The following is a 24227-nucleotide window of genomic DNA, read 5'->3' as shown; positions in this document are numbered from 1 at the left end:
GAGACGGGGCAACGACTGACGGAAAGCTGTATACGGGAGAACCGTACGTGCAGTTTGACGAGGGGTCCCAGCTGAAAGGCTGGTCCTACTCTATTACCCGGTTTTATTAAAAAAATATTTGCAGGAAAAACTTAGTTATTGCAGAAATTATTTTTAATGGGAGGTGTTATTTTGTCATATCCAAGATTAGATATATATTTAAATCGAATCAAAGAAAATTACTTAAAAATGAAAAAAATCTGTGCAGAAAAAAATATAAAATTGACAGCTGTTATCAAAGCTTTTTCTGGAGATGAAAATATCTTTAGATCACTATTAAATATAGATATTGACAGTATAGCGGATTCTCGGCTGCAGAATATAAAAAAATTTAGAGAACTCGGCTACAGTAAGGAAGCTGTGCTGCTTAGAATTCCCATGCTGTCAGAAATTGATCGGCTGGTAGAATATGTAGATCATACACTAATCAGTGAAATAGTAATCTGCCGCTATCTGTCAGAAAAAGCATTAAGAAAAGGAAAAAAAATTGGAGTTATAGTTATGATAGATCTCGGTGACAGAAGAGAAGGAATAATGCCAGATGAATTAATTGATTTTCTAAAAGAAATAAATAAACTTGAAGGTGTTTACATAGAAGGACTAGGAACAAATTTAGGCTGTTTTGCTGGAATTTTACCTGATGTGACAAACACTAAAAAATTAATTGACTTAAAAAATAAAGCAGAAAAAGAACTTAATATCAAAATCAGCAGGTTATCTGCAGGTAATACTGCCACAACTAAATTATTTGGAGAGAAAAATTTAGTTGCAGAAATAAATAATCTCCGTATTGGAGAGGGGATTTTAATTGGTACAGATATAACAAATCAGCGCACACTCAAATCTATGCACCACTACAATTTTAGACTTAAAGCTGAGATTATAGAGCTAAAAAACAAACCCTCACTTCCTGAAGGAAGCACAGGTAGAGATTTTTCTGGCAGAAAAAAGAGATTTACTGATAGAGGTCTGCGTATGAGGGCAATTGCGGCCGCAGGTAAACAGGATATAGATTATACAGGGCTATATCCTGAAATTGAAGGAATTGAGGTGCTGGGAGCAAGCAGTGATCATCTTATACTGGATTTAACAAATGCAGAAAAAGAAATTAAAATTGGAGATATAGTTTCCTTTAAGATGAACTACAGTGCTGTTCTGCAGGCAATGACTTCAAAATATGTGGAAAAAAATTATATTGAAGGGTGAATAAGTTGGATTTTTATTTGATTTTAGCTTTTCTATTGAGCGGAATATTTATCGGTTTTAAGTCCGGTGACGATAATTTTATAGTAAAAATTTCAGATAAAATTAGTAATTTTGGACTTATTGTACTTTTGATCGCTATGGGAACCAATCTGGGCAGCAAGGATGAAATTTTTCGTCAGCTCGGCAGAATAGGTTTACAGTCATTTATTTTTGCAGCTGCCAGTATAGGATTTAGCCTCATATTTTTAATATTTTTTAGTAAAAAATTAAATTTTGAAAGTTTTTTGCTGAGTGGAAAAGAAGAAACTATTGAAGAAAATAATGACAGCAGCATGACTCTAATAATATTTTTTTCAGTCATTTTAGGAATTCTGGCAGGATATTTTTGGCTGTCGGAAGCTTTTTATGTTTTGATAGAACCTGTCACAAATTATTCTCTGGCTGTTCTTCTTTTTGGAGTGGGAATTGACATTGGAGCCAGCAGGGAAGTTATTAATGATTTAAAATTAATGGGATGGCAGATTCTTTTGATACCTGTTATTATTGCTGTGGGCAGTCTTGTTGGATCTGTACTGACAGGTCTGCTGATGGGTTATCCAGGTAATCAGGCAGCAGCAGTGGGAGCAGGTTTTGGCTGGTACAGCCTGTCAGGTGTACTGCTTTCGGAATTACACAGTGCACAGCTTGGCTCTGTTGCATTTCTGTCCAATGTATTTAGGGAGCTGCTTACTGTTTTAATTCTTCCTTTTGTGGCAAAATATTTTGGGAGAATGGCAACAATTGCTCCTGGTGGGGCCACAACTATGGATGTAACTTTACCACTTGTAAAGCAGTCTGGAGGAGAAGCAGTTGTCATACCGGCTTTTATAAGTGGAGTAGTGCTTACAGCACTAGTACCGCTGCTTGTGCCCTTTCTGATAACTATATGAATCTTTCCCTTTGACTGCATATTTAAAGATAAATTTTTTATAAAGACTTTCCCCATTTTTGCAGCTCTAAAAATAATTTTGGGGAAATTCTATTTTTTTATAGTAAAAAATCAGCACTAGAAGGAGGATAATAATGAATGATAAAAGAAGAAAAAATATGGAGGAATTAAATAAAACTTTAAAATCACTGATAGGGGCTGAAGGTGACTGGCTTGCTAATCTGGCCAATAGTTCAGCACTGCTGTTTCAATTTCTGGATAATATAAACTGGGCTGGCTATTATATCTGGAAAAATGGTGAGCTTGTTTTGGGACCTTTTCAGGGTAAACCTGCCTGTGTGCGTATAAGAGCAGGTAGTGGGGTCTGTGGTACTGCCTATCAGAAAAAAGAAAGTATTGTCGTTGAAAATGTTCATAAATTTTCTGGTCATATTGCCTGTGATGCTGCCTCTCAGTCAGAAATTGTTATACCTGTAATAGTTGCAGGAGAGGTTATAGCTATTCTTGATATAGATAGTCCTATAACAGGACGCTTTAATGAAATAGATAGAGAATATCTTGAGAAATTTGTTGAAATTTTGATAGATGAGACTGATTTTTTGCCTTTAACAGCAAAAAGTTAAATAAAAAGGTTAATTCTTCTGCCGATATTTTGTATGCTGACAGAAAGGATTAACCTTTTAATTATTTGTTCTGATATTTTTATCTAAAACAGCCAAGAAAACCCCCTCTAAATTTTTTTTTTGCTTTAGGTGGAGAGGTCACACTGTAAAGAAAAAACTTTAAATATTAAAATATCTAAAATAGCCGGTAAAATTTCATTTAAGCTTGCTGGATGTGCTGCAGTGATTTACCTGTTTTTTAGAGTAATACAGCTGCTTTGTTCCACAATCCTGTCCTGTCCATAAACAGATATTTTTAAAGGCTTTCCTTTTTCAAGTTCAAATTTTATTTTTTCTTTTCCAATATGAACCTTAATCCTTCGATTTCTAAATATAATTTTAAAATTGAAAGAATGCCATTTTTCCGGCAGAAAAGGTCTAAAATACAACTTATTATTTTTTACTTCAAAACCTGCAAATCCCTTTACAATTGACATCCAGGTGCCGGCCATACTGGTTATGTGCAGGCCTTCATCAGTATCATAATTGTAGTTGTCGAGATCCAGCCTGGAAGTTCTGAGGTATAGCTGATAAGCCTTTTCCTGATTTCCTATTTCTGAAGCTATGATAGAATATATACAGGGAGAAAGGGAAGACTCGTGAACTGTTCTTGGTTCATAAAATTCAAAATGCCGTTTTATACTGTCATTATCAAATTCTTCTTTAAAATAATATATGCCCTGCAGAACATCTGCCTGTTTAATATAAGGTGAGCGGAGAATTCTATCCCAGGACCAGTTTTTATATAAAGGGATATCTTCATCTTTCAGTTCTTCTCTGGTTTTCTGTTCTTTATCCAGATATCCATCCTGCTGTGAATAAATATTGTAATCTTCAAGATAGGGATAATACATTTTATTTACAATATCCCGCCAGTGATTAAACTCATCTTCTGTAAGATCAAGTTTATCTATCCATTCACTGTATTTTTTAGGAAATTCTTTTTTTATAAAATCTTTTGCTTGAAGAGTATATTTTAAGGTCCAGACAGCTATCTTGTTTGTATACCAGTTATTATTTATATTATTTTCATATTCATTTGGACCGGTTACGCCAAGAATCATATATTTATCTTTTCTGGGATTATATGTTACCCTATCTTCCCAGAATTTTGATATCTCTGCCAGAACTGGAAACCCAAAATCTTTTAAATATTTTTTGTCACCTGTATAATCTATGTAATCTTTTACAGCATGTGCAACAGCTCCATTACGGTGAATTTCTTCAAATGTAATCTCCCATTCATTGTGGCATTCCTCTCCAGTAATAGTTACCATTGGATAAAGTGCTCCCTTAAGGCCCAGCTTATCAGCATTTTCTACAGCTTTATCCAGATGGTGATAGCGGTAAAGGAGGAGATTTCTACCAACACTGCTGCTGTGGGTTGCAAGGTAGAAAGGCAGACAGTATGCTTCTGTATCCCAGTAGGTTAATCCACCATATTTTTCTCCGGTAAACCCTTTTGGACCAATGTTTAGGCGGGGATCATGACCTGTATAAGTTTGATTTAACTGAAAAATATTAAATCTAATACCCTGCTGTGCTTCTGGATCTCCTTCAATTTTGATATCACTTTCCTGCCAGATTTCAGACCAGCCTTTTTTATGTTCTGCAAAAAGATCAGCATAACCTTTTTGAGCAGCTTCTGCCGCTAATTTTACTGCTTTTTCTCTAACTCTGTTTTTATTGTAATCACGGCTTGTACAGACGGCAATATATTTATTTAATATTATTTCTTCACCTCTGTCAGCAGTTAGATTGATTTTATTTCCTGTAAAATTTTTCTTTTCAATATTTTCAGAAGAATTTATTTCTGAATTAATTTCCCAGTTCATAGCAGTAGAAACAAGAAAAAATGATTTTTTTGTTTCCATACTCAAATAAGCGGACTTTTTTCTGCTTTTTTGTTCAATATTATTCCAGAATAAATCTCCATAATTGGCATCTTCATTTTTTACATTACCATCTAAATATGGTGTCAGCTGAATATTTATTTTTTTATCAAGAGGTTTAATTTGATATGAAACAGCAGCAAGCTCTTTTTCTATTTGATGCAGAAATCTTTTTTCCCTTATCTTTACTCTACTGCTGCCAGGCAGTATTAATGTGAATTCTCTTTTTAAAAATGCATCCTTCATATTTAGAGTTCTGCTAAAATCTATAAAATTACATTTGTTTAAATCAACCTGAAGATTATTTATTTGTACATTTATTCCAATAAAATTAGCGGCATTGGCTATTTTAGCAAAATATTCAGGATATCCATTTTTCCACCATCCGACAACAGTTTTGTCCGGATAATAGACACCTGCAATATATGTTCCCTGCAGGCTGTCACCACTGTATTTTTCTGCAAAATTCCCACGAATTCCCATATGACCGTTGGCAAGACTCATAATACTTTCAGATGTTCGATTATATTTTTTATCAAAGCCTTCCTCAATTATATTCCATTTATCAACTTTAAAATATTTTTTCAATTATATTCACCTACCTTTATAATAAAAGTATATCAGATTATTGCTGTAATGATAATATTTAAAGATATTTATTTTAATTTCCAATTAATTACCACTTCTTTAAGAAGAATTTTTACATTTAAATATAGTATTCATACAAAAGACCAGGTATTATCAGCCAATTTAAAAATTTGACATAACAGCTCTGACAATGCTATAATTCTATTATAAGTAATAACTATTATTAATAAACTATAAAAGGAGGTAATTTTTATGGTAAACAATGATATGACAGCCCAGAATCTCCGCTCCGCTTTTGGGGGAGAAAGTATGGCCTATCAGCGCTATAAAGTCTGGGGTAAAAAAGCTGCAGAAGAAGGTTTTGAAAATGTAGCACTTTTATTTGATGCAATTGCCTATGCAGAAGAAGTTCATGCAGGCAATCACTTTAAAGCACATGATAATATTGAAGGAGATTTTCTTGTTGCATCTGGTGGAGGATTTGGTCTAGGTACAACTTCAGAAAATCTTGAAGGTGCTATTGCAGGAGAAGAATTTGAAGTAGAACAGATGTATCCTACATACAGCCTTGTGGCAAAAGAGCAGGGGGAAAACGCGGCTGTTCGTTCTTTCCATTATTCATTGGAAGCAGAGCAAATTCACAGCAGACTCTTTAGAGATGCTAAAGAATCAGTAGATAATGGAGAAGATATTGATATTGAATATGTTTCTATCTGTGAAGTCTGCGGACATACAGTTGTAGATGGCACACCTGAAAAGTGTCCTATCTGTGGTGAACCGGCAGAAAAATTCCGAAAATTCACTAAGTAAATAAATTTTATAATTGATGTATTTTAACAATGTTTAAATTATGGAAAATATTTATCTTTTCCATAATTAAATATAATCTAAAAGGAGGAATTTAAAAGATGGGTTATTATGATCTTAAAAAGCTGGAAAACACTGGTGAAGACAAGACTGCACTTGAGAAAAAACATGTTCCTTATATTCAGTGTCCTGATGAAGTAAAAAAAGGTGAATATTTTGAGGTGAAAGTAACTTTTGGTAAGGAAATTACTCATCCAATGGGACCAGATCACTATATTCAGTATTTTGATCTATATGCTGATTATGTAAGCCTGGCCAGAGTGGATTTTACTCCTGATATGAAAGCAGAAGCTACATTAAATCTTAAATTAGAAGAATCATGTGATTTAAATGTATATGCATTCTGCAATCTGCACGGCCATTGGGAAGGTTCAAAAGCAATTAAAGTTGTAGAATAAATTATTTTAATAAAATATGAATATTTAACTGCCGCCCTTTTTAGGGCGGTTTTTTGTTAATAAAAAATTAAAATTTCTATTTACATATGAAATTAAATCTGCTATAATTTATCTAAATAATAATTTAATAGATTAAATAAATATTTAAATATACGGAGGTGCTGGCAATAGAAAAATTAACAGAGCGCGAAAAAGATGTTCTGGAATTGATAAAAGATGATGCTACTATAAGCAGAGAAAAAATAGCAGATAAACTGTCTATTTCTGAATCAGCTGTAGGCACTTATATTTATCACTTAAGTACAAAAGGATATATTTTGGGTAGAGGATATATAACTGCTCCAGAAAAAAAAATTGTGGTTGTTGGTGGTGCTAATCTTGATATAAAAGGATATAGCCCTAATTATATTAAAGGAAGTTCAAGTCCGGGCTGGATAAAAGAAAGCCCAGGTGGGGTGGGGAGGAATATAGCAGAAGATCTTGCTTTTTTAGGACAGGAAGTAGTCCTGCTGACAGTAGTCGGCAGTGATCATTTTGGCAAGAAAATAAAGGAAGAAACCGAATATGCTGGAGTAGATGTTTCTCATATTAAAACTATTCCCTCTCTAGAATATAAAACAGGGGTATATCTTGCTCACCTTAATCAGGATGGAGATTTGATTGGGGCGGTAAATGATATGAGAATTTTAGATATGATAGATAAAAACTATTTAAATGAAAAAAGAAAAATCATTGAAACTTCATCAATACTGATATTTGATACAAATCTGAGTCAGAGTTCTATAAAAAATTTGCTCAGTCTTTGTTCCGGAGGAAAAATGATAAAAATAGCTGATACAGTTTCAGTGGAAAAAGCACTCAAATTACAGAGCAGCATAAAAACACTTGATTATTTGCGAGGTAATTTGGATGAAATTGAAATCCTTCTGAATATTGTAAAGATAGAAGATTCAGAAAAAGCAAAAAAAATGAGTATTAATCAGAGAATGAAGCGAATTGTAAAGTATTATTCTAAAAATAAAGATCTGCCAGAGATGATTATAAGTACTGGTAAAAACGGAGCCTATCATTTAAGTAGAAATAAAGATAAAATCAGTTTAAAACATTTTAAAGCTGCAGAAATAAAAAGTGAAGAAATTGTTGAGACAACAGGAGCCGGAGATGCACTTACAGCTGGATTTGCAGCCGGGCTAATGAATAAATATCCTGTGGATAAAGCGGTAGAACTGGGAATTAAGGCTTCAGCTTTTACAGTAAAAACTGAGCTGACATGCAGTCCAGATCTGGCGAAATTAAAATAAATAATACAGTTCTATAATCAGATTAAATCTGATAGATATTAATATATTCAAACAGCAGATTAAATTTGATAGCAAACTATTAATATTTTTAAAAAAGCTATTAGATTTGACGTAATGTAATTACAAAATGGAGGTAAGAGAATGAAAAACTTAAAAAAATATCTGGAAATCAAAGATGATGTAAAAGAAGCTATGAGACATGGAAAAGCTGTAGTAGCACTGGAATCAACTATAATAGCTCATGGTATGCCCTACCCGCAAAATATAGAAACTGCCCTGGAAATAGAAGATATAATATGGGAAAATGGTGCTGTACCTGCAACAATAGGAATAATTAACGGCAAAATAAAAGTTGGCTTAACTAAAGAAGAGATTAAATTTTTAGGTGAATCCGATAAAGTAGTAAAAGTAAGCCGCCGTGATCTTCCAGTAGTTCTGGCAGAAAAAAAACATGGGGCTACCACAGTTGCTGGAACAATGATTGCAGCTGATCTGGCTGGTATCAAAATTTTTGTTACAGGAGGAATTGGTGGAGTCCACCGAGGAGCAGAGAAAAGTTTTGATATTTCTGCTGATTTAGAAGAGCTTAAGAAAACATCTGTAGCTGTTATTGCAGCAGGTGCTAAGTCTATTTTGGATCTTGGACTAACTTTGGAAAAGCTGGAAACTTTTGGAGTGCCGGTGCTGGGATATCAAACTGAAGAATTGCCTGCCTTTTACAGCCGCAGCAGTGGTTTTAAATGTGATTATATGGTAAAAAATCCTGAACATACTGCAGATATTCTCATGGCAAAATGGGATCTGGGCCTGGAAGGTGGAGTGCTTATTGCCAATCCGGTACCAAAAGAGGACGAAATTAAATACGAAGTGATTAACGATAAAATAGAGCAGGCATTAGCTGAAGCCGAGGAAAAAGAAATCAGCGGTAAAAAGCTGACTCCGTTTTTACTTGATAGAATAAAAGAAATTACAGATGGGAAAAGTTTGGAAACAAATATATCTCTGGTAAAAAATAATGCGGCAGTTGGAGCAAAAATCGCCTCTGCTTTTGCTGCTGTATTACAGGTTGAGTAAAATGTTGCAAAAAAAACTTTGAGAATATATACTTGTGTTAGGATTAAATATAAGGAGGCTGATAAAAATGACTGAAGAAATGACTGAAAACCGGATGGAAGATATGAGAATTAAACTGGATATAAACAATATGTTTTCAGACCAGGTAGGGAAAGAAGGCTTCAGCCGAGAGGAAATTGATGCCTATAGAGATAAAGCACTTAAAGCTCGAGAAAATATTCTTAAAGCAAAAGAAGAAGGGAAAATGGGTTTTATGGAACTTCCCTATAATCAAAAAGAAATTATTAAAGAATTAAAAGAAACTGCAGAAAAATTAAAAGATAGGTTCGAAAATTTTGTTGTGCTTGGAATCGGTGGATCTGCCCTGGGTAATACTGCACTGCAGACAGCCATAAATGACAGCCAGTACAACCTTTTTTCTGAAGTCAGGAATGGTTATCCAAGATTATTTATATCAGATAATGTAGATCCATCCGGTATTAGTTCTCTTTTAGAAAAATTGAATCCAGAAAAAACATTATTCAATGTAATATCTAAATCGGGAAGCACTGCAGAAACAATGAGTCAGTTTCTTTTGGCCAGAAAAATCGTTGCTGAAGCAGTTGGTGAAGATCGGGTGGGCGAATATTTTATTGCCACTACCAGCAGAGATTCCGGTTATTTAATAGAGATTGCTACCAGAGAAGGAATGAAACAATTTTATATTCCGGATAATGTTGGAGGAAGATTTTCTGTTTTAACACCAGTTGGGCTTCTTTCAGCAGCATTTACCGGAGTGGATCTAGAAAAATTATTAGCGGGAGCAGCTTATATGGATAAAATTATAAATGAGCGGGATTTTTGGGATAATCCTGTACTGCTGAATTCTGTGCTGCATTATCTAGCATTTAAACGCGGTAAAGTTATGTCAGTAATGATGCCATATTCTGATAAATTGAGAGATTTTGCAGACTGGTATAGGCAGCTCTGGGCAGAATCACTTGGTAAAGAAAATGATAGAAAAGGAAATAAAATAAATGTAGGTCCAACTCCAATAAAAGCATTAGGTGCTACAGATCAGCACTCACAGGTGCAGCTATATATGGAAGGCCCTTATGATAAAATAATTACATTTCTGGAAGTAGAGAATTTTAGTGAAGATATTGAAATACCAGCAGCATATGAGGATCTTCAGGGCCTAGGATATCTTGGCGGACACAGTTTTGCAGAACTTATCACAGCCGAGAAAAAGGCCACTGAACTGGCACTTACAAAGCGAAACAGGCTTAACCAGACAGTTAAAGTGCCTGAAGTTAATGAATTTACTTTAGGACAGCTTTTCTATTTTTATGAATATCAAACAGCTGTTACAGGAGAATTATTTAACATAAATGCTTTTAATCAGCCGGGAGTAGAGCTGGGGAAAAATTATACTTATGGAATTTTTGGTAGAAAAGGATATGAAGAAATGAGAAAAGAATTTAACCAGTCTCCGGCACATGATGAAAATCTAATTTTGTAATAGAGTTTAATTAAACTCTAAATTAAACTGTTTGAGTATACAGACAGCTGAGATGAATGATAAAATATCTATAAAAGATGAAAATGATAGATGGAAGATAAGGCAGCCTGGCTGTGTTAGCTGCTGAAAATCATCCCTGGAAGGAGTAAAATATATTGAATATTGATTATCAAATTGTGGAAAAAAATATAGTTAATTGGCTGAAAAGAAAGGTAAAAGAGGCGGGAGCAGATGGTGCAGTTGTAGGTTTAAGTGGTGGTATAGATTCTGCTGTAACTGCAGTACTGCTTCAAAAAGCTTTTGGAGATAATGTTCTTGGAATTGTTATTCCTTGTCACAGCAGCCAGCAGGATATAGAAGATGCTCACCGTCTGACATCAAAATTTTCTATTAAATATATTGAAACAGATCTTTCTAATGTATTTGACCAGTTTTATGCCGAGCTGAATGAATCAGGTATTAAAGGTGGTGAGCTTGCAGCTGCCAATATAAAACCCAGATTGAGGATGACAGCACTTTATTATTATGCTTCATCTTTAAACTATTTGGTGGTGGGAACAGACAACAGAAGTGAACTAAAAATAGGATATTTTACCAAATATGGAGATGGAGGTATTGACCTTGCTCCACTGGGGATGCTGGTTAAAACAGAGGTTAGAGAACTTGCAGAACATCTCGGGATTCCTAAAAATATTATTGAGAAAAAACCGTCTGCAGGTCTATGGCAGGGCCAGACAGATGAAGAAGAAATGGGTTTTAGTTATGAACAGCTGGATCATTATATTCTTACCGGTGAGGCTGAAGATAAAATAAAAGAAAAAATAGAAAAACTAGCGAAAAAAAATGCACATAAGCTCAAACCAGTTCCTGTACCGGTCAGAGAGGAGATTATCAGATGAGTGAAGAGGAAAATCTGCTGATTATTTCTGATGACAAAAAAATAAACTCTAGAGATATTTCATTGATTTCTCTTCCTTCAGGACAGGTTCTTGTTATAGCCTGTGATTCTTCTGGAGGTATAGGTCCACTTAAGAATGATCATATCAATGTACCTGGAGAAATTGTGGGAAGATTTTTGGCAAGAGTTCCCCTTATGGAAATAATGTCGATTGGAGCAGAGCCGATTGGACTTATTGACACACTTTCTATAGCTTATGAACCTGTTGGTCGTACAATCCTTGCAGGAATAAAAGAAGAACTCAGAGAAGCTGATTTAGAAAATGATATTTTTTTAAATGGCAGTACAGAAGAAAACATTCCCACCTCGCAAACAGGGGCCGGTCTTACTGTAATAGGTATAACTTCTAAAAATAAAATTAGAAGTGGTAATGCAAAACCGGGAGATTTAGTTGTAGCAGTAGGTCTGCCCAGAGTCGGAAATGAAGTAATGGAATCACTGGACATTATTGCAGATATAAAATCACTGCGGAGAATCAATTCCTGTACAGGAGTACATGAGGTTATAGCGGCTGGTTCAAAAGGAATAAATTATGAGAGTAGAGTATTGGCAGAGATGTCGGAACTTAAACTCAGGCAGTCTGGTTCATGTCAGATTCCCCTTGATAAAAGCTGTGGACCGGCAACTGTTCTGCTGGTAGCAGTAGCCGCACCATCAGTAGATTTATTAAAAAAGATTACATCTAAACCGATTAATATAATCGGGAGGCTGGAAAAAGATGAGTAAAAAAATATTTGCCATTTTCCTCGTCATGTTTGTAATAATATTTACTGCAGAAGCTTATACTGCTGACAAAACTGGTTTTCCAGTACAGTATGAAGATGAACTGGGGCATAAGATAATTTTGGAAAAAGAACCGGAAAGGATTATCTCACTGGCCCCAAGTATAACCGAGTTAATATATTTTTTAGGTCTGGAAGATAAACTTGTTGGTGTAACAACATATGCTAATTATCCTCCAGAAGCAGCGGAAAAAGAAAAAATCGGATCAGTTACTGAAGTGAATATAGAAAAGATTATTACATTAGAACCTGATTTAATTATTGCTGATTCTATTAATAAAAGTGAGGCTCTAAAGAGATTAAACAATCTGGGCCTTGCAGCAGTTGGGTTTAATCCACTTGATATTGAAGAAACTATTGATATGATAAAAACAATAGGTTGGCTTACAGGAAGTTCTAAAAAAGCAGAACAGATTGCAGAAAAAATGAATTTCAGGCTAAAAAAAATAGAATCATTAATTGCTGAAAAGCTTCAGAACACTAAAAGACCTGATGTTTTTTATGAAATATGGTCTGATCCCCTCTACACAGCTGGAGATAATACATTTATAAATAGTGTAATAGAGACAGCAGGTGGAAATAATATTGGAAAAAATGCAGAAGGTGCCTGGCCGAGATTTGGAATTGAGAGCCTGATACTGGCTGACCCAGATGTTTATATTTCCAGTCCCCACAGTGCAGCTGGAGGTATTACTATTAAGGATATACTTAACCGACCATTATTTAGTGAGCTTAAAGCTGTCAAAAAAGAGAGAGTTTATCTGGTTGACCAGGATAAGATAAGCAGACCTTCACCAAGAATAATAGATGGATTAAAAGAAATTGCTGCAGCTATTTTTCCAGAACTTAAAGACAAATTGGAGGGAATCTGATGTCGGTTATTTTAGTAACTGGTGGAGCAAGAAGCGGCAAAAGCAGCTTTGGTGAATTAATCGCCAAAAAATTGGGCGGAGATAGAGTAATATATATTGCCAGTGGTGTAGCTGTAGATCAGGAGATGAAAGAAAGAATTGCTGCACACAAAAAATCCAGACCGGATGGATGGAAAACTGTTGAAGCACCAATTAATATCTGCAGTGAACTGAAAAAAATTTCTAAAGGGTCTGTTGTTCTTTTTGACTGCCTGACTACCTATTTGAGCAATCTTCTTATTAGAGAAGAGGATAAAGAGTACAGAGAAATAGAAAAGATTCTATTAAAAGAAGTAAGAGATATTTTAAAAACTGCAGAAGAAAGAAAACTTGAATTTATTATCATTCAAAATGAAATAGGACAGGGTGTTGTGCCTCCTCATAAACTGGGAAGATACTTCCGTGATATATCTGGAAGAGCAGCCAGAATTTGTGCTTCTGCTGCTGAAAGGGTTTTTACCATGACAGCCGGTCTTCCGAGAGAGATAAAGGGAGAAGGCCTGGAAATAATAAAACTTTTTTCTGATAATGAGGAGGTAGATGTTCTTTGAAAAAGATCCTGAATGATTTTTTGACAGCGCTAACTTTTTTAAGCAGAGTACCGGTTAAGGTTAATGAATTTACAGAACTTTCTACTGTTTATTTTCCACCGGTTGGATTTCTACTGGGTATAATTATCTCTATTTTTGGGTTTGTTTTTAATAATTTTTTCCCACCTGAAATAGCATCTTTTCTGCTTATTATATTTTATATTTATTTAACAGGTGGGGTTCATCTTGATGGTACAGCTGATTTTTTTGATGGTTTTTTTGCAGGAAGGGATAGAAAAAAGACAGTTAAAATTATGCATGACTCTAATACAGGGGTATTTGCTGTTATAGGGCTAATATTAATTATTTATTTAAAATATCTCCTGTTTTCTGAACTGTACACAGCCGATAATCTTATTTTTTTTCTGATTTTTCCTGTGCTGAGCAGATTCATACTGGCTGTTATTACTGCTAAAAGTGAAGTTGCAGAGGGAAGTGTAATGGCAGAAAAGCTGCACAGCAGTGCGAAAGAAAGAGATGTTTTTACTGCAGGACTTTTTACAATTTTTATTTTATTAATTCTGCTGGTAGTTTTTGGATTTAATTATATGATACCGATTTTAACAGCATTTGTAACAGCTATTTTAACAGCTTTTTTTGTAGCCAGCCGGGCTTCAAAAAAGATAGGTGGTCTAACGGGGGATGTTTATGGTACAATAGTTGAAGTGAGCGAAATTGTTATATTATTAGTTTTTGTCATTTTTTAAATCCAATTAGTTATGATTTTGTCTGTGTTAATTTTATGTAATTATATGGGAGGAAATAATGGAAACAGAAATCCTTTTGATACGTCACGGAGAAACAGAATGGAACAGAAAACATATATTTCAGGGGAAAAAAGATATTGAACTAAACAGTACAGGCATCAAACAGGCCTGTAAATTATCTAAATATCTATCTAAAAAAAAATATAAATTTTTATACAGCAGTGACTTAAAAAGAGCGCTTAAAACTGCAGAAATCATAGGTAAAGAAGTAAATCTTAAACCTATAGAAAACAGCGAAATCAGAGAAATGGATTTTGGAGAATGGGAAGGATCAAATTTTTCTGCAATAAGTAAACATGATGCAGAATCACTAAAAAAATGGAGGCAGGACCCGCTTAATAATGCTCCTACTGGTGGAGAAACTCTGCGCGAATTCAGCAGCAGAATAAGCGAATTTTTTGATATATTAATAGAAAAACATCAGAAGGAAAAAATTATTGTTGTCACACATGGAGGAGTTATTAAAGTATGGCTTTCAGAACTATTTAATATGCCTGTAGATAAATTCTGGCAGATTGAAGTTCAGAATACATCTATGAGTAAAGTAAAAATTTATGATGGAGACCCAATATTTAGTCTTTTAAATGCAGTACCACATTTGGAATTGGAAGGAGCATAGTCTGGATATTTAAGAAAGGATTGGCCTATTTATTATATCGTATTATATCAGACTATATAACACAGATGCAGAAGATTAGATATCCAAATAATATTGGTTCTATGCCTAGAGCTGATATCGAATATTAAAAAAAGGATATAATCTCTTTTTGTTGAATTATTGATTTGCAGAAAAGAAATTAATGACCTTTTGAAATAAAGATATAAGAATGATAATAAGATTAAGAGGTGATATCATGGAATTGTCAGATTTTACAATTGACGAATTTACAATTATTGATGGAGAAAAATCTATTGGAAAAGCTGCACTGCTTCTTTCAATAGTTAATGATGAGTTTGATGATAAAATCATTAAGGCATTTAAAGATGAAGGTTATAAAGCAGTAATTACTAGAGCGGGAGGAAAAGGAGAAAAACTGAAAGATAAGATTCTCCGCAACTGCCTTGGAGCAGCAATAAAAGGTGATGTAATAAGTGAATCTGTACAGGATCAGCGTATTCTTACCAGATGTGTTGAAAGAGCCATGGTTGATTTTGATAATCCGCTCTCAGGTATTTCTGGAGCAGGTATAAAAATTGGTATAGTAAGTAAATCACCACATCTGGCTGTTGCACTTTATGGAAAGTTGGGAATACCAGGTCTTGATGTAGATCACGAAATATCAGGAATGGGGATTCATTATTATGGACTTAATCCGGAAAAATAATGGTTCTATAAATATACTCAAAAGAGTATTTAAGTATGTTTTACCATATAAAGGCAGGCTGGCAGGAGGAGTTTTCTCCATGATGGTTCACGCCTTTTTAACAGTTTTTTTTATAAAAGTTTTTCAGGATCTGCTGGAAACAATTATCTCAGATATTTCTGCAGGGGAAGAAGGAATTACTCAGCTAACCTTTATAGCTCTTTTTATGATTTTAATATATTTTCTCAAAGGTATAGCTTATTATGGGCAGAACTATCTGGTGTCATATGTATCACAAAAATCTATTAAAGATATGAGAGATGAACTTTATTCTCATCTTCAAAATTTGTCACTCAGTTTTTACAGCAAAAACAAAACAGGTGATATTCTTTCCAGAGTTACCAATGATGTTTCACAGCTGGAAAATTCGATGATAAATACAACTGTAGGTACAGTCGATAAAACATTTACGTTAATTGGTGGTATTGGATATTTAGTCTATCTGAATTATAGATTGACAATATTTTTGCTGCTGATTTTACCTTTAATAACTTATGTTATGACAAAATTTAATGTAAAGCTAAAGAGGGTAAGCCGCAGAGTTCAGGTTAAAATAGCAAATGTATCTGATGTTCTGCAGGAAACATTATCTGCAGTGAGAGTTGTCAAATCATTTGGAAGGGAAGAATACGAATTTGACCGCTTCAGCTCGGAAAATCAGGCTAATTTTAGAGCTAAAATGAAAAAGACTCAGTATGGAGCTATTCTTACACCACTGGTGGAATTTATAGCTGCAATTGCTTTTACAGCTATTCTGTGGTTTGGAGGCTATGAAGTTATGAAAGGTAGAATGCGGGCTTCAGAGCTTATTGCCTTTTTTACTCTTTTAATTACTATTAGTGATCCACTAAGGTCACTAACCAAATTAAGCAAAAGGCTGCAGCAGCTTTTTGCATCAGCAGAAAGAGTATTTGAAATAATGGATACAGAGAGTGTACTCAGAGAAAATGATGAAAACAAAATTGTTTTAAATAATGTAGATGGTGAAATCGTTTATGATAATGTTACATTTGCCTATAACAGAAACGAAATAGTTCTCAAAGATATTAATTTGACTGCATCTCCAGGAGAAGTAATCGCCCTTGTCGGCCACAGTGGAGCAGGAAAAACTACCATGGTAGATCTTATCCCCCGCTTTTATGATCCGGTCAAAGGACGCATGCGACTGGATGGTCATGATCTTAAGGATATTAAGATTGACAGCCTGCGCAGTTTTATCGGTATTGTACCACAGGAGACAATTCTATTCAGCGGTACTTTAAGAGACAATATTGCATATGGAGATCTTAATGCAGCCGATGAACAGATACATGAAGCGGCAAAGTCTGCCAATGCACATGATTTTATTATGAAATTTCCGGATGGATATGATACAGTGGTTGGTGAAAGAGGTGTCGGGCTTTCTGGAGGTCAAAAGCAGAGAATATCTATTGCAAGAGCTATTTTGAAGGATCCAAAAATATTAATTCTTGATGAAGCTACTTCCTCACTTGATGCAGAATCGGAAGCTTTGGTTCAGGAAGCACTGGATCACTTGATGCAGAATAGGACCACCTTTATAATTGCACATAGGCTTTCCACTATAAAAAATGCAGATAATATAGTTGTTCTGGAAAATGGAGAAATTGTTGAACAGGGCAGCCACAGAGAACTGCTGAATAAAAATGGAAAGTATGCATCATTATATCAGGGCCAGTTTATTGAGAAATAGTGAGTTAAATAGTAATAATGAGGTGAACTTTTTGCGCGAGTTAGTTAATAAGATTAGAGATAAAATAATACCTGCAGCAGCCTATTCGCTTATCTGCCTCATTAATTCCACCCTTAACATAAAGGTGGAAGGATGGGATAAAGCAGAAAAATATTTGAATAGCAGTGGTGCAGTTATTTTTTCGGCCTGGCACGGGAAAATGTGGGTACCTGTTTATTTTTTGCGCAGGAGAGGTATTTATACTCTGGCCAGCATGAGCAGAGATGGAGGCTATATGACCGGTGTTCTCAAACGATTGGGATGGAATGTCATCAGAGGCTCAAGCAGCAGAGGGGGCAGCCGTTCTCTTTTATCTCTTTTCCGCAGACTAAAAAAAGGAGAAAAAGCTGCTCTTACTCCTGATGGACCAACAGGTCCTATTCACGAAGTAAAGCCTGGCATTATTTTTCTGCAGGAAAGATCAGATGGTGTGATTATACCTATCGGAGTTGATTCTTCTCACAGGAAGAATTTTTCCAGCTGGGACAATTACATGCTTCCTTTACCTTTTTCTAAAACTGCACTGGTATTTGGAGAAGCAGTTAAATTTGATAAAAATTTAACGATTGAAGAAAAACAGCAGCTTTTAAAAGAGGAAATGCAGAAAGCAGAAAAAAGAGCTTCAGAATTATTATAACCTCTGCTTAATTGAGGAGAAATGATATGGAAGATTATCTACTGGACATAATTTATGGAAGAAAAAGGGGAGCTGCAGCTTTTTTGATAAAAATATTTCTCAAAGCAGCTTCCATTGGTTATTATATAATTGTAAAGAGCAGGCGCTTTCTTTACAAAAGTGGAATTTTAAAAAGCAAAAAGCTTAATAATAAAGTAATTAGTATTGGTAATATAACAATTGGTGGAACTGGGAAAACACCATTTACTGCTTTTCTGGTGGAAAAGTTAAAACATGATAATGATATTACAGTTATCAGCAGGGGTTATGGTGCAGAGAAAAAAATAAAAAAACCCGTACAGATAAGTAGTGGAAGAGAGCTGCTCTGTGGTCCTGAACTGTCAGGTGATGAATTATATATGCTTGCCGAAAAGATAAAAGATGTAAATTTTATCAGAGCCAGAGATAGGTATTCCGGTGGAGTAATGGCAGAAGAAAAAGGGTTTTCAGGTCTAATTGTTCTTGACGATGGATTTCAGCATTATCAGCTGGCGCGCGATTTAGATATTCTCCTGATAGATGGCAGAGACCCGTTTTCTAATAGAAAACTGCTTCCGGCAGGACTTCTGAGAGAACCTCTTTCTGAAATAAAAAGGGCAGATATAATAATAATTACACGTACAGAAAATTTGGGTGAAGATGAAGTTGACAGGATAGAAAAAAAATTGAACAGCTGTACTGATGAAAAAAAACCAGTGTTTCGGGCAGAAACAAAAAACGACAGTATTTTGATACTGGACAGCCTGCAGAAACTTTCTTTAAAGTTTTTACAGAAGCGAAAGATATTCGCCTTTTGCGGGATCGGCAGCCCGGATGCATTTAAACGATCACTTAAAGATTTAAATGCAGATATAGCAGAATTTACAGCTTTTCCTGACCACTATAGTTATAGTGAAGAGGACCTGCTGAATTTAGCAGAAAAATTTCAAAATTCAGCTGCAGAAATAATGATAACTACAGAAAAAGATTCGGTTAAAATTAAAAAATACAGAAAAATTACTGATGGACTCCCCATTTATAAGCTGGCAGTGAAGATATCTTTAAAAAGAGAGGATGAATTTATGGAGTCTGTCCAGCAGATTTTAGCTTAAATCTGTAATGTTTCTATATTTTAATTAAATTAATTAGAGGTGTAATTATGGCAGATTTAAAGGCAGCAGCAGTAATACCGGCCCGCTATGGTTCAACTCGTTTCCCCGGTAAAGCTCTTGCAGAAATTAATGGAGTTCCAATGATAGTAAGAGTGATTGAGCAGGTAAAAAAAGCTAAAAAAATAGATAGAGTTATAACAGCAACTGATGACATGCGGATTAAAGAAGCTGTAGAAGCTGCTGGAGGTGAAGCAGTGATGACATCTTCTGAACACAGATCTGGTACTGACAGAATTGCCGAGGCTGCAGAAAATCTGACAGAAGATCTGATAGTTAATGTTCAGGGAGATGAACCTTTAATAAAACCGGAAATGATTGCTTCAGCTCTAGCACCTTTTTTACAGGAAGAAGATCTGCAGATAAGTACACTTAAGATAAAAATGAATAGAGATGAAGCTGAAAATCCTGATATAGTAAAAGTTATCTGTGATAAAAATGATAATGCACTATATTTTTCGCGTTCTCCTATTCCCTATCTGCAGGCGGGAGAGGCAGATTATTTTCAGCATGTTGGATTATATGTTTACAGGCGGGATTTTCTGCTAAAATACAGCCAGATGGAAGCATCTCCACTGGAAAAAGCAGAGTCTCTTGAACAGCTGCGTGTTTTAGAAAATGGATACAGAATAAAAGTAATTGAGATAGAAGGAAAACTTATCGGTGTTGATAGAAAAGAGGATATTAAAAAAGTAGAAGCAGTGCTGAGAGATTGTGCTGAATAATTTAGCATTTTGGGGTGAGTGAAAAATAATGGAAGTTAAAAAAGTAATTCTAAATAAAGAGATAGTTTTTGGTGAAGACAGCAGTCCTTTTGTTCTTCTGGCAGGGCCGTGTGCTCTGGAAGAAAAGGAAAGGGTTTTTAGAATAGCAGAAAGAATTAAGACAATTACAGAAAAATTAGGGATACCATATGTATTTAAGGCATCTTTTGATAAAGCAAACAGATCTTCTATCAAATCATATAGAGGTCCTGGTCTGGAAAAAGGATTAAAAATACTGGAAGAGGTAAAAGAAAAATTTGATCTGGCAGTTATTTCTGACATACATCTGCCAGAACAGGCAGAAAAAGCTGCTGAAGTGCTGGATATTATACAAATACCTGCTTTTCTTTCCCGGCAGACCGATCTGCTTACAGCAGCTGGAAAAACAGGTAAAATTATTAATGTTAAAAAGGGGCAGTTTCTGGCTCCCTGGGACATAGATCAGGTTGTAAAAAAAATAGAAAGTACAGGTAATGAGAATATTATTTTGACCGAAAGAGGAGTTTCTTTCGGCTACAATAATCTGGTGGTCGATATGCGTTCACTGCCGAGGATGCGTCAGACAGGTTATCCAGTTGTTTTCGATGCTACTCACAGTGTACAGCTTCCGGGAGGAGCTGGAGATACTTCAGATGGTCAGAGAGAATATGTGCCTCATCTTATGCGGGCAGCTCTTGCTGTTGGAATAGATTCACTATTTATGGAAGTCCATGATAAGCCAGAAGAAGCTAAAAGTGATGGAGCGAATATGGTGAGGCTGAATAATTTAGAAGAACTTCTTAAAAAAGGTCTGGAAATAGATAGAACCGTTAAAAAGTGGTAATTGATAAATTAATTTGATAGTTAAATGATAATTTTCAAGGGTGGTTTGAGATGATAGAAAAGAATAATGCAAAAAAAATGGAAGAAAGTCTTAGTCAGGCTAAAAATGTTCTGCAGATAGAAGCAGAAGCCGTATTTTCATTAAAAGAAAAGGTTAATGGTCTGTTTAAAGAAGCGATGGAACTTATTATAAATTCTCCAGGCAGAGTTGTGTTTACAGGTCTGGGGAAATCCGGTCTTATTGCACAAAAGCTGGCTGCTACATTTTCCAGTACAGGAACTCCGGCTTTTTTTGTTCATGCTACCGAAGCTCTTCATGGTGATCTGGGCATGATTACAGAGGGGGATGTTGTTGCAGCAATTTCCAACAGTGGAGAAACAGATGAATTAATAAATTTAATCCCCTCTATAAGGAGAATTGGTGCCAGACTTATTGCAATTACGGGTGACCAGGAATCTACTCTGGCAGAATATGCTGATTTAATAATTGAGGCCGGTGTGCCGGCAGAAGCATGTCCGTACAATCTTGCTCCAACAGCAAGTACAACAGCGGTACTTGCACTTGGAGATGCACTTGCAATTGCACTGTCACATTTTCATGGATTTACCCCGGAAGATTTTGCTGTATTTCATCCGGGAGGTTCTCTTGGCAGAAAACTGCTGACAAAAGTAGCGGATGTAATTAAGATAAGAGAGCAGAATCCTACCGTAGGGGAAAATGCTGCTGTAAGAGAGGCACTTTTCGAAATGACTTCGAGCAGGATGGGGTCAACTTCAATAATTGATAAGAACGGTAATTTAAAAGGAATTATCACCGATGGAGATATAAGAAGACTGCTTGAAAAATCTTCTGATTTTATCGATAAACCTGTTTCAGAATATATGACCGCTGATCCAGTAACTATAGAAAAAGATAAACTTGCAGCAGAGGCTTTAAAAATAATGGAAGATAGAGAGATTAATGATCTTCCGGTCGTTGAAAACAGTAAACCTGTGGCAATGCTTAACTTTCAGGATCTGCTGCGGGCAAGAGTTTTTTAGAAAGGAATAAGATGTTGAATAGATTAACCGCTTTACTTTTTGATATATTTAAATTTATTACACAAAAGCTGCCTGTATCCAGAGCATATCTGCCCGGAAAATTTCTGGGCCAGCTTGCCTATAAATTGTCAGGCTCCAGGGGAGAAAATTCCCGACAGAACATTATGGATGCTTTTAATGCTGATAAAAATAAAGCAGATAAAATTCTGAAAAAAGTTTACAGCAATCTTGGCATGAATCTTTCGGAATTTCTGCTCCAGGAAAATATCGGAGTAGAAGATATTGATAATATTATTGAATATGAGAATATTGAATATCTGGACAAATGTCTTGATAGAGGAAAAGGTGTAATTATCTATACAGGTCACTTTGGAAACTGGGAACTTATGGGAGCTGCTTTAACTTTAAAAGGATATAAGGTAAATGCTATAGCCAGAACACAGAATAATTCTATAATGGACGAAAAAATCAATTATATCCGGGAAAATGTAGGTGTTAATATAATCCCTAAAGGTGCTTCTGTTAGAAAAGCATATAAAGCTTTAAAGCAGGGAGAAATAGTTGTTATTTTAGGTGATCAGGATGCAAGAGAAAATGGATGGAAAATGGAGTTTTTTGATAAACCCGCTTCAACATATACAGGAGCTGTACAGCTGGCAGAAAGAACAGGTGCTGCAGTTGTACCGGCATTTTTGCTTAGAGAAGGCTGGTTAAAGCACAAATTTTTATTTTATTCACCTATTTTTATTGATAGAAAAGCAGGAGAAGCTGTGCAGAGGAATATACTGCAGGATTTACTGGATATAACAGAAGAAATTATAAGGAGATATCCAGATCAGTGGATGTGGCTGCATAAGCGCTGGAAAACCTATCAATAGTTGGAGAGGATTTTATGTATTTTTTATATAATATATTTTTAAATATTATTACACTGCTTTTAATTCCATATTATGCTTATAATGGTCTCCGCAGTGGAGAAGAGCTGGGATTAAAAGAAAGGTTTGCCTTTTACAGGGATGATCTGGAACTGATTTTTCCTGCTGATAGGGTGATCTGGGTTCATGCTGCTTCAGCTGGCGAAACACTTGCAGCTAAAGAATTTACAGCAGGATTGAGAGAAAAATATCCATCTGCTCGAATTATTTTTTCCAATATGACTCCAACAGGCAGAAAAATCGCAAGAGAAAAAATTGATTCCGCTGACTGCTATATTTATATGCCTTTAGATTTGAAATGGATTGTAAAAAGGTCTGTTAAATTTTTTTCACCGGATCTGTTTGTATTAATAGAGACAGAACTCTGGCCAAATCTTATCAAAGAACTTGACAAATCAGGCTGTTCTATTATGCTTGCCAGCGGCAGGATAAGTGATGATACTTTCAATAAATATAAATATATGTCTGCTATTATGGAAGATATGCTGCACAGAATAGATATTATAAGTATGCAGAGCAGAGAAGGATATAATAAAATTATTGAACTTGGAGCTCCAGAAGACCATGTCTGCATAAATGGAAATTTAAAATATGATATAGATATTGATAATTTGAACAAAGAAAAATTAGAGAAGAAAAGGGAATTATTTAACCTCAAAAAAGACACACCGGTTTTAACTGCCGGTAGTACTCATAAGGGTGAAGAAGAAAAAATACTGGATGTTTATAAGGAATTAAAAAACGATTTCAGCAGTCTTAAGCTGTTTTTAGCCCCCAGATATGTTGAAAGAAGAGAAGAACTGCAGTCACTCTGTGGGGAATACAATTTTAATTCTGTACTGTATACAAAATTGAAAAAGGGTTTTTATGCAGAAAATAACAGAGCAGATATTGTAATTGTAGATACAATGGGAGAACTGGCAGATTTATACCACTTTGCTGATATTATTTTTGTTGGTGGAAGTTTAATTAAAAGAGGCGGCCACAATGTTATTGAGGCTGCTGCAAGATCAAAGGTGGTTCTTTTTGGCCCCAGTATGTACAATTTTAAAGAAGAAAGGGACTTTTTACTGGAAAATAATGTGGGATTTAAAGTTAAAAACAAAGAAGAGTTATATCAAAAAACATATGAACTTTTATCAAACAGAAATGAAATGGAATATATTGGTCAAAATGCCGGAGAGATTCTGGCAGAAAATAGAGGAGCAGTGGACAAACACCTTCAGCTAACTGAATTCCTTTTTAAAAAGGGAGTAGATTAAA

The 24227-nt window shown here is 35.1% G+C and carries 24 protein-coding genes; 23 read left to right on the top strand and 1 reads right to left on the bottom strand.

Features of this window, described 5'->3' with window-relative positions; translation table 11 throughout:
* The first annotated feature begins 171 nt into the window (after positions 1-171).
* The 3 genes from DFR78_RS08610 to DFR78_RS08600 all read left to right on the top strand — a co-directional run bounded on the left by DFR78_RS08610 (position 172) and on the right by DFR78_RS08600 (position 2796).
* Positions 172-1245, top strand: coding sequence for an alanine/ornithine racemase family PLP-dependent enzyme (locus tag DFR78_RS08610; protein ID WP_114458433.1), 1074 nt, complete (start codon positions 172-174; stop codon positions 1243-1245).
* A 5-nt stretch (positions 1246-1250) separates the two neighbouring features.
* Positions 1251-2174, top strand: a complete 924-nt coding sequence (locus tag DFR78_RS08605) for a lysine exporter LysO family protein (RefSeq protein ID WP_114458432.1) — start codon at positions 1251-1253, stop codon at positions 2172-2174.
* Positions 2175-2307: 133 nt separating this feature from the next.
* On the top strand, positions 2308-2796 hold the full coding sequence (locus tag DFR78_RS08600; protein ID WP_114458431.1) for a GAF domain-containing protein: 489 nt from the start codon (positions 2308-2310) through the stop codon (positions 2794-2796).
* Positions 2797-3023: 227 nt separating this feature from the next.
* Here the strand turns inward: DFR78_RS08600 and DFR78_RS08595 are convergent, their stop codons facing one another.
* Positions 3024-5315: a family 65 glycosyl hydrolase domain-containing protein gene (locus tag DFR78_RS08595; protein ID WP_114458430.1), complete on the bottom strand. Its 2292-nt coding sequence runs from the start codon at positions 5313-5315 to the stop codon at positions 3024-3026.
* 252 nt (positions 5316-5567) lie between these two features.
* Between DFR78_RS08595 and DFR78_RS08590 the strand changes: the two genes are divergently transcribed.
* From DFR78_RS08590 to DFR78_RS08495, 20 genes are all read left to right on the top strand, one after another.
* A complete protein-coding gene (locus DFR78_RS08590) occupies positions 5568-6125 on the top strand; it encodes a rubrerythrin family protein (RefSeq protein ID WP_114458429.1) in 558 nt (185 codons plus the stop codon).
* Between the two features lie 98 nt (positions 6126-6223).
* Positions 6224-6580, top strand: coding sequence for a desulfoferrodoxin family protein (locus tag DFR78_RS08585; RefSeq protein WP_114458428.1), 357 nt, complete (start codon positions 6224-6226; stop codon positions 6578-6580).
* Between the two features lie 158 nt (positions 6581-6738).
* Positions 6739-7881 (top strand): PfkB family carbohydrate kinase, encoded by a 1143-nt coding sequence (locus DFR78_RS08580; RefSeq protein WP_114458427.1) that lies wholly within the window; start codon positions 6739-6741, stop codon positions 7879-7881.
* 141 nt (positions 7882-8022) lie between these two features.
* Entirely contained in the window at positions 8023-8955 is a 933-nt protein-coding gene (locus DFR78_RS08575; RefSeq protein ID WP_114458426.1) for a pseudouridine-5'-phosphate glycosidase, read from the top strand.
* Positions 8956-9022: 67 nt separating this feature from the next.
* Positions 9023-10456, top strand: coding sequence for a glucose-6-phosphate isomerase (locus DFR78_RS08570; RefSeq protein ID WP_199505589.1), 1434 nt, complete (start codon positions 9023-9025; stop codon positions 10454-10456).
* A 152-nt stretch (positions 10457-10608) separates the two neighbouring features.
* Complete coding sequence (locus DFR78_RS08565; RefSeq protein ID WP_114458425.1) at positions 10609-11355, top strand: NAD+ synthase; 747 nt, start codon at positions 10609-10611, stop codon at positions 11353-11355.
* A complete protein-coding gene (locus DFR78_RS08560) occupies positions 11352-12140 on the top strand; it encodes a hypothetical protein (RefSeq protein WP_114458424.1) in 789 nt (262 codons plus the stop codon). The genes DFR78_RS08565 and DFR78_RS08560 overlap by 4 nt, the downstream gene beginning before the upstream one ends.
* The gene (locus tag DFR78_RS08555; protein ID WP_114458423.1) at positions 12133-13068 is read left to right on the top strand and encodes an ABC transporter substrate-binding protein; all 936 of its coding nucleotides are present in this window, start codon (positions 12133-12135) and stop codon (positions 13066-13068) included. Before DFR78_RS08560 ends, DFR78_RS08555 begins: the two co-directional genes overlap by 8 nt.
* Positions 13068-13658 carry a bifunctional adenosylcobinamide kinase/adenosylcobinamide-phosphate guanylyltransferase gene (gene cobU, locus DFR78_RS08550; protein WP_114458422.1) on the top strand — a complete coding sequence of 197 codons (591 nt, stop codon included), beginning with the start codon at positions 13068-13070 and terminating at the stop codon, positions 13656-13658. Before DFR78_RS08555 ends, cobU begins: the two co-directional genes overlap by 1 nt.
* Positions 13655-14404 (top strand): adenosylcobinamide-GDP ribazoletransferase, encoded by a 750-nt coding sequence (cobS, locus tag DFR78_RS08545; RefSeq protein ID WP_114458421.1) that lies wholly within the window; start codon positions 13655-13657, stop codon positions 14402-14404. The genes cobU and cobS overlap by 4 nt, the downstream gene beginning before the upstream one ends.
* A 58-nt stretch (positions 14405-14462) precedes the next feature.
* Positions 14463-15083 carry an alpha-ribazole phosphatase gene (gene cobC, locus DFR78_RS08540; RefSeq protein WP_114458420.1) on the top strand — a complete coding sequence of 207 codons (621 nt, stop codon included), beginning with the start codon at positions 14463-14465 and terminating at the stop codon, positions 15081-15083.
* A 235-nt stretch (positions 15084-15318) separates the two neighbouring features.
* Positions 15319-15789, top strand: a complete 471-nt coding sequence (locus DFR78_RS08535) for a HutP family protein (protein ID WP_114458419.1) — start codon at positions 15319-15321, stop codon at positions 15787-15789.
* On the top strand, positions 15767-17539 hold the full coding sequence (locus DFR78_RS08530) for an ABC transporter ATP-binding protein (RefSeq protein ID WP_114458418.1): 1773 nt from the start codon (positions 15767-15769) through the stop codon (positions 17537-17539). Before DFR78_RS08535 ends, DFR78_RS08530 begins: the two co-directional genes overlap by 23 nt.
* 22 nt (positions 17540-17561) lie before the next feature.
* Positions 17562-18215, top strand: a complete 654-nt coding sequence (locus DFR78_RS08525) for a lysophospholipid acyltransferase family protein (RefSeq protein WP_369834962.1) — start codon at positions 17562-17564, stop codon at positions 18213-18215.
* A 26-nt stretch (positions 18216-18241) separates the two neighbouring features.
* Positions 18242-19345 (top strand): tetraacyldisaccharide 4'-kinase, encoded by a 1104-nt coding sequence (gene lpxK, locus DFR78_RS08520; RefSeq protein WP_114458417.1) that lies wholly within the window; start codon positions 18242-18244, stop codon positions 19343-19345.
* A gap of 47 nt (positions 19346-19392) precedes the next feature.
* Positions 19393-20127, top strand: coding sequence for a 3-deoxy-manno-octulosonate cytidylyltransferase (kdsB, locus tag DFR78_RS08515; protein ID WP_114458416.1), 735 nt, complete (start codon positions 19393-19395; stop codon positions 20125-20127).
* A gap of 28 nt (positions 20128-20155) precedes the next feature.
* Positions 20156-20989, top strand: a complete 834-nt coding sequence (gene kdsA, locus DFR78_RS08510) for a 3-deoxy-8-phosphooctulonate synthase (RefSeq protein ID WP_114458415.1) — start codon at positions 20156-20158, stop codon at positions 20987-20989.
* Between the two features lie 50 nt (positions 20990-21039).
* Entirely contained in the window at positions 21040-22029 is a 990-nt protein-coding gene (locus DFR78_RS08505) for an SIS domain-containing protein (RefSeq protein WP_114458414.1), read from the top strand.
* Positions 22030-22040: 11 nt separating this feature from the next.
* Entirely contained in the window at positions 22041-22907 is an 867-nt protein-coding gene (locus tag DFR78_RS08500) for a lysophospholipid acyltransferase family protein (protein WP_114458413.1), read from the top strand.
* 14 nt (positions 22908-22921) lie between these two features.
* A complete protein-coding gene (locus DFR78_RS08495) occupies positions 22922-24226 on the top strand; it encodes a 3-deoxy-D-manno-octulosonic acid transferase (protein WP_114458412.1) in 1305 nt (434 codons plus the stop codon).
* The last annotated feature ends 1 nt before the right edge of the window (position 24227 follow it).

It is taken from the genome of Halanaerobium sp. MA284_MarDTE_T2 (assembly GCF_003337245.1).
In the GTDB taxonomy this organism is placed as follows: Bacteria; Bacillota; Halanaerobiia; order Halanaerobiales; family Halanaerobiaceae; genus QPJE01.
Note: the sequence above shows the minus strand (reverse complement) of the source record. Positions and strands in the feature narration are given on the sequence as shown.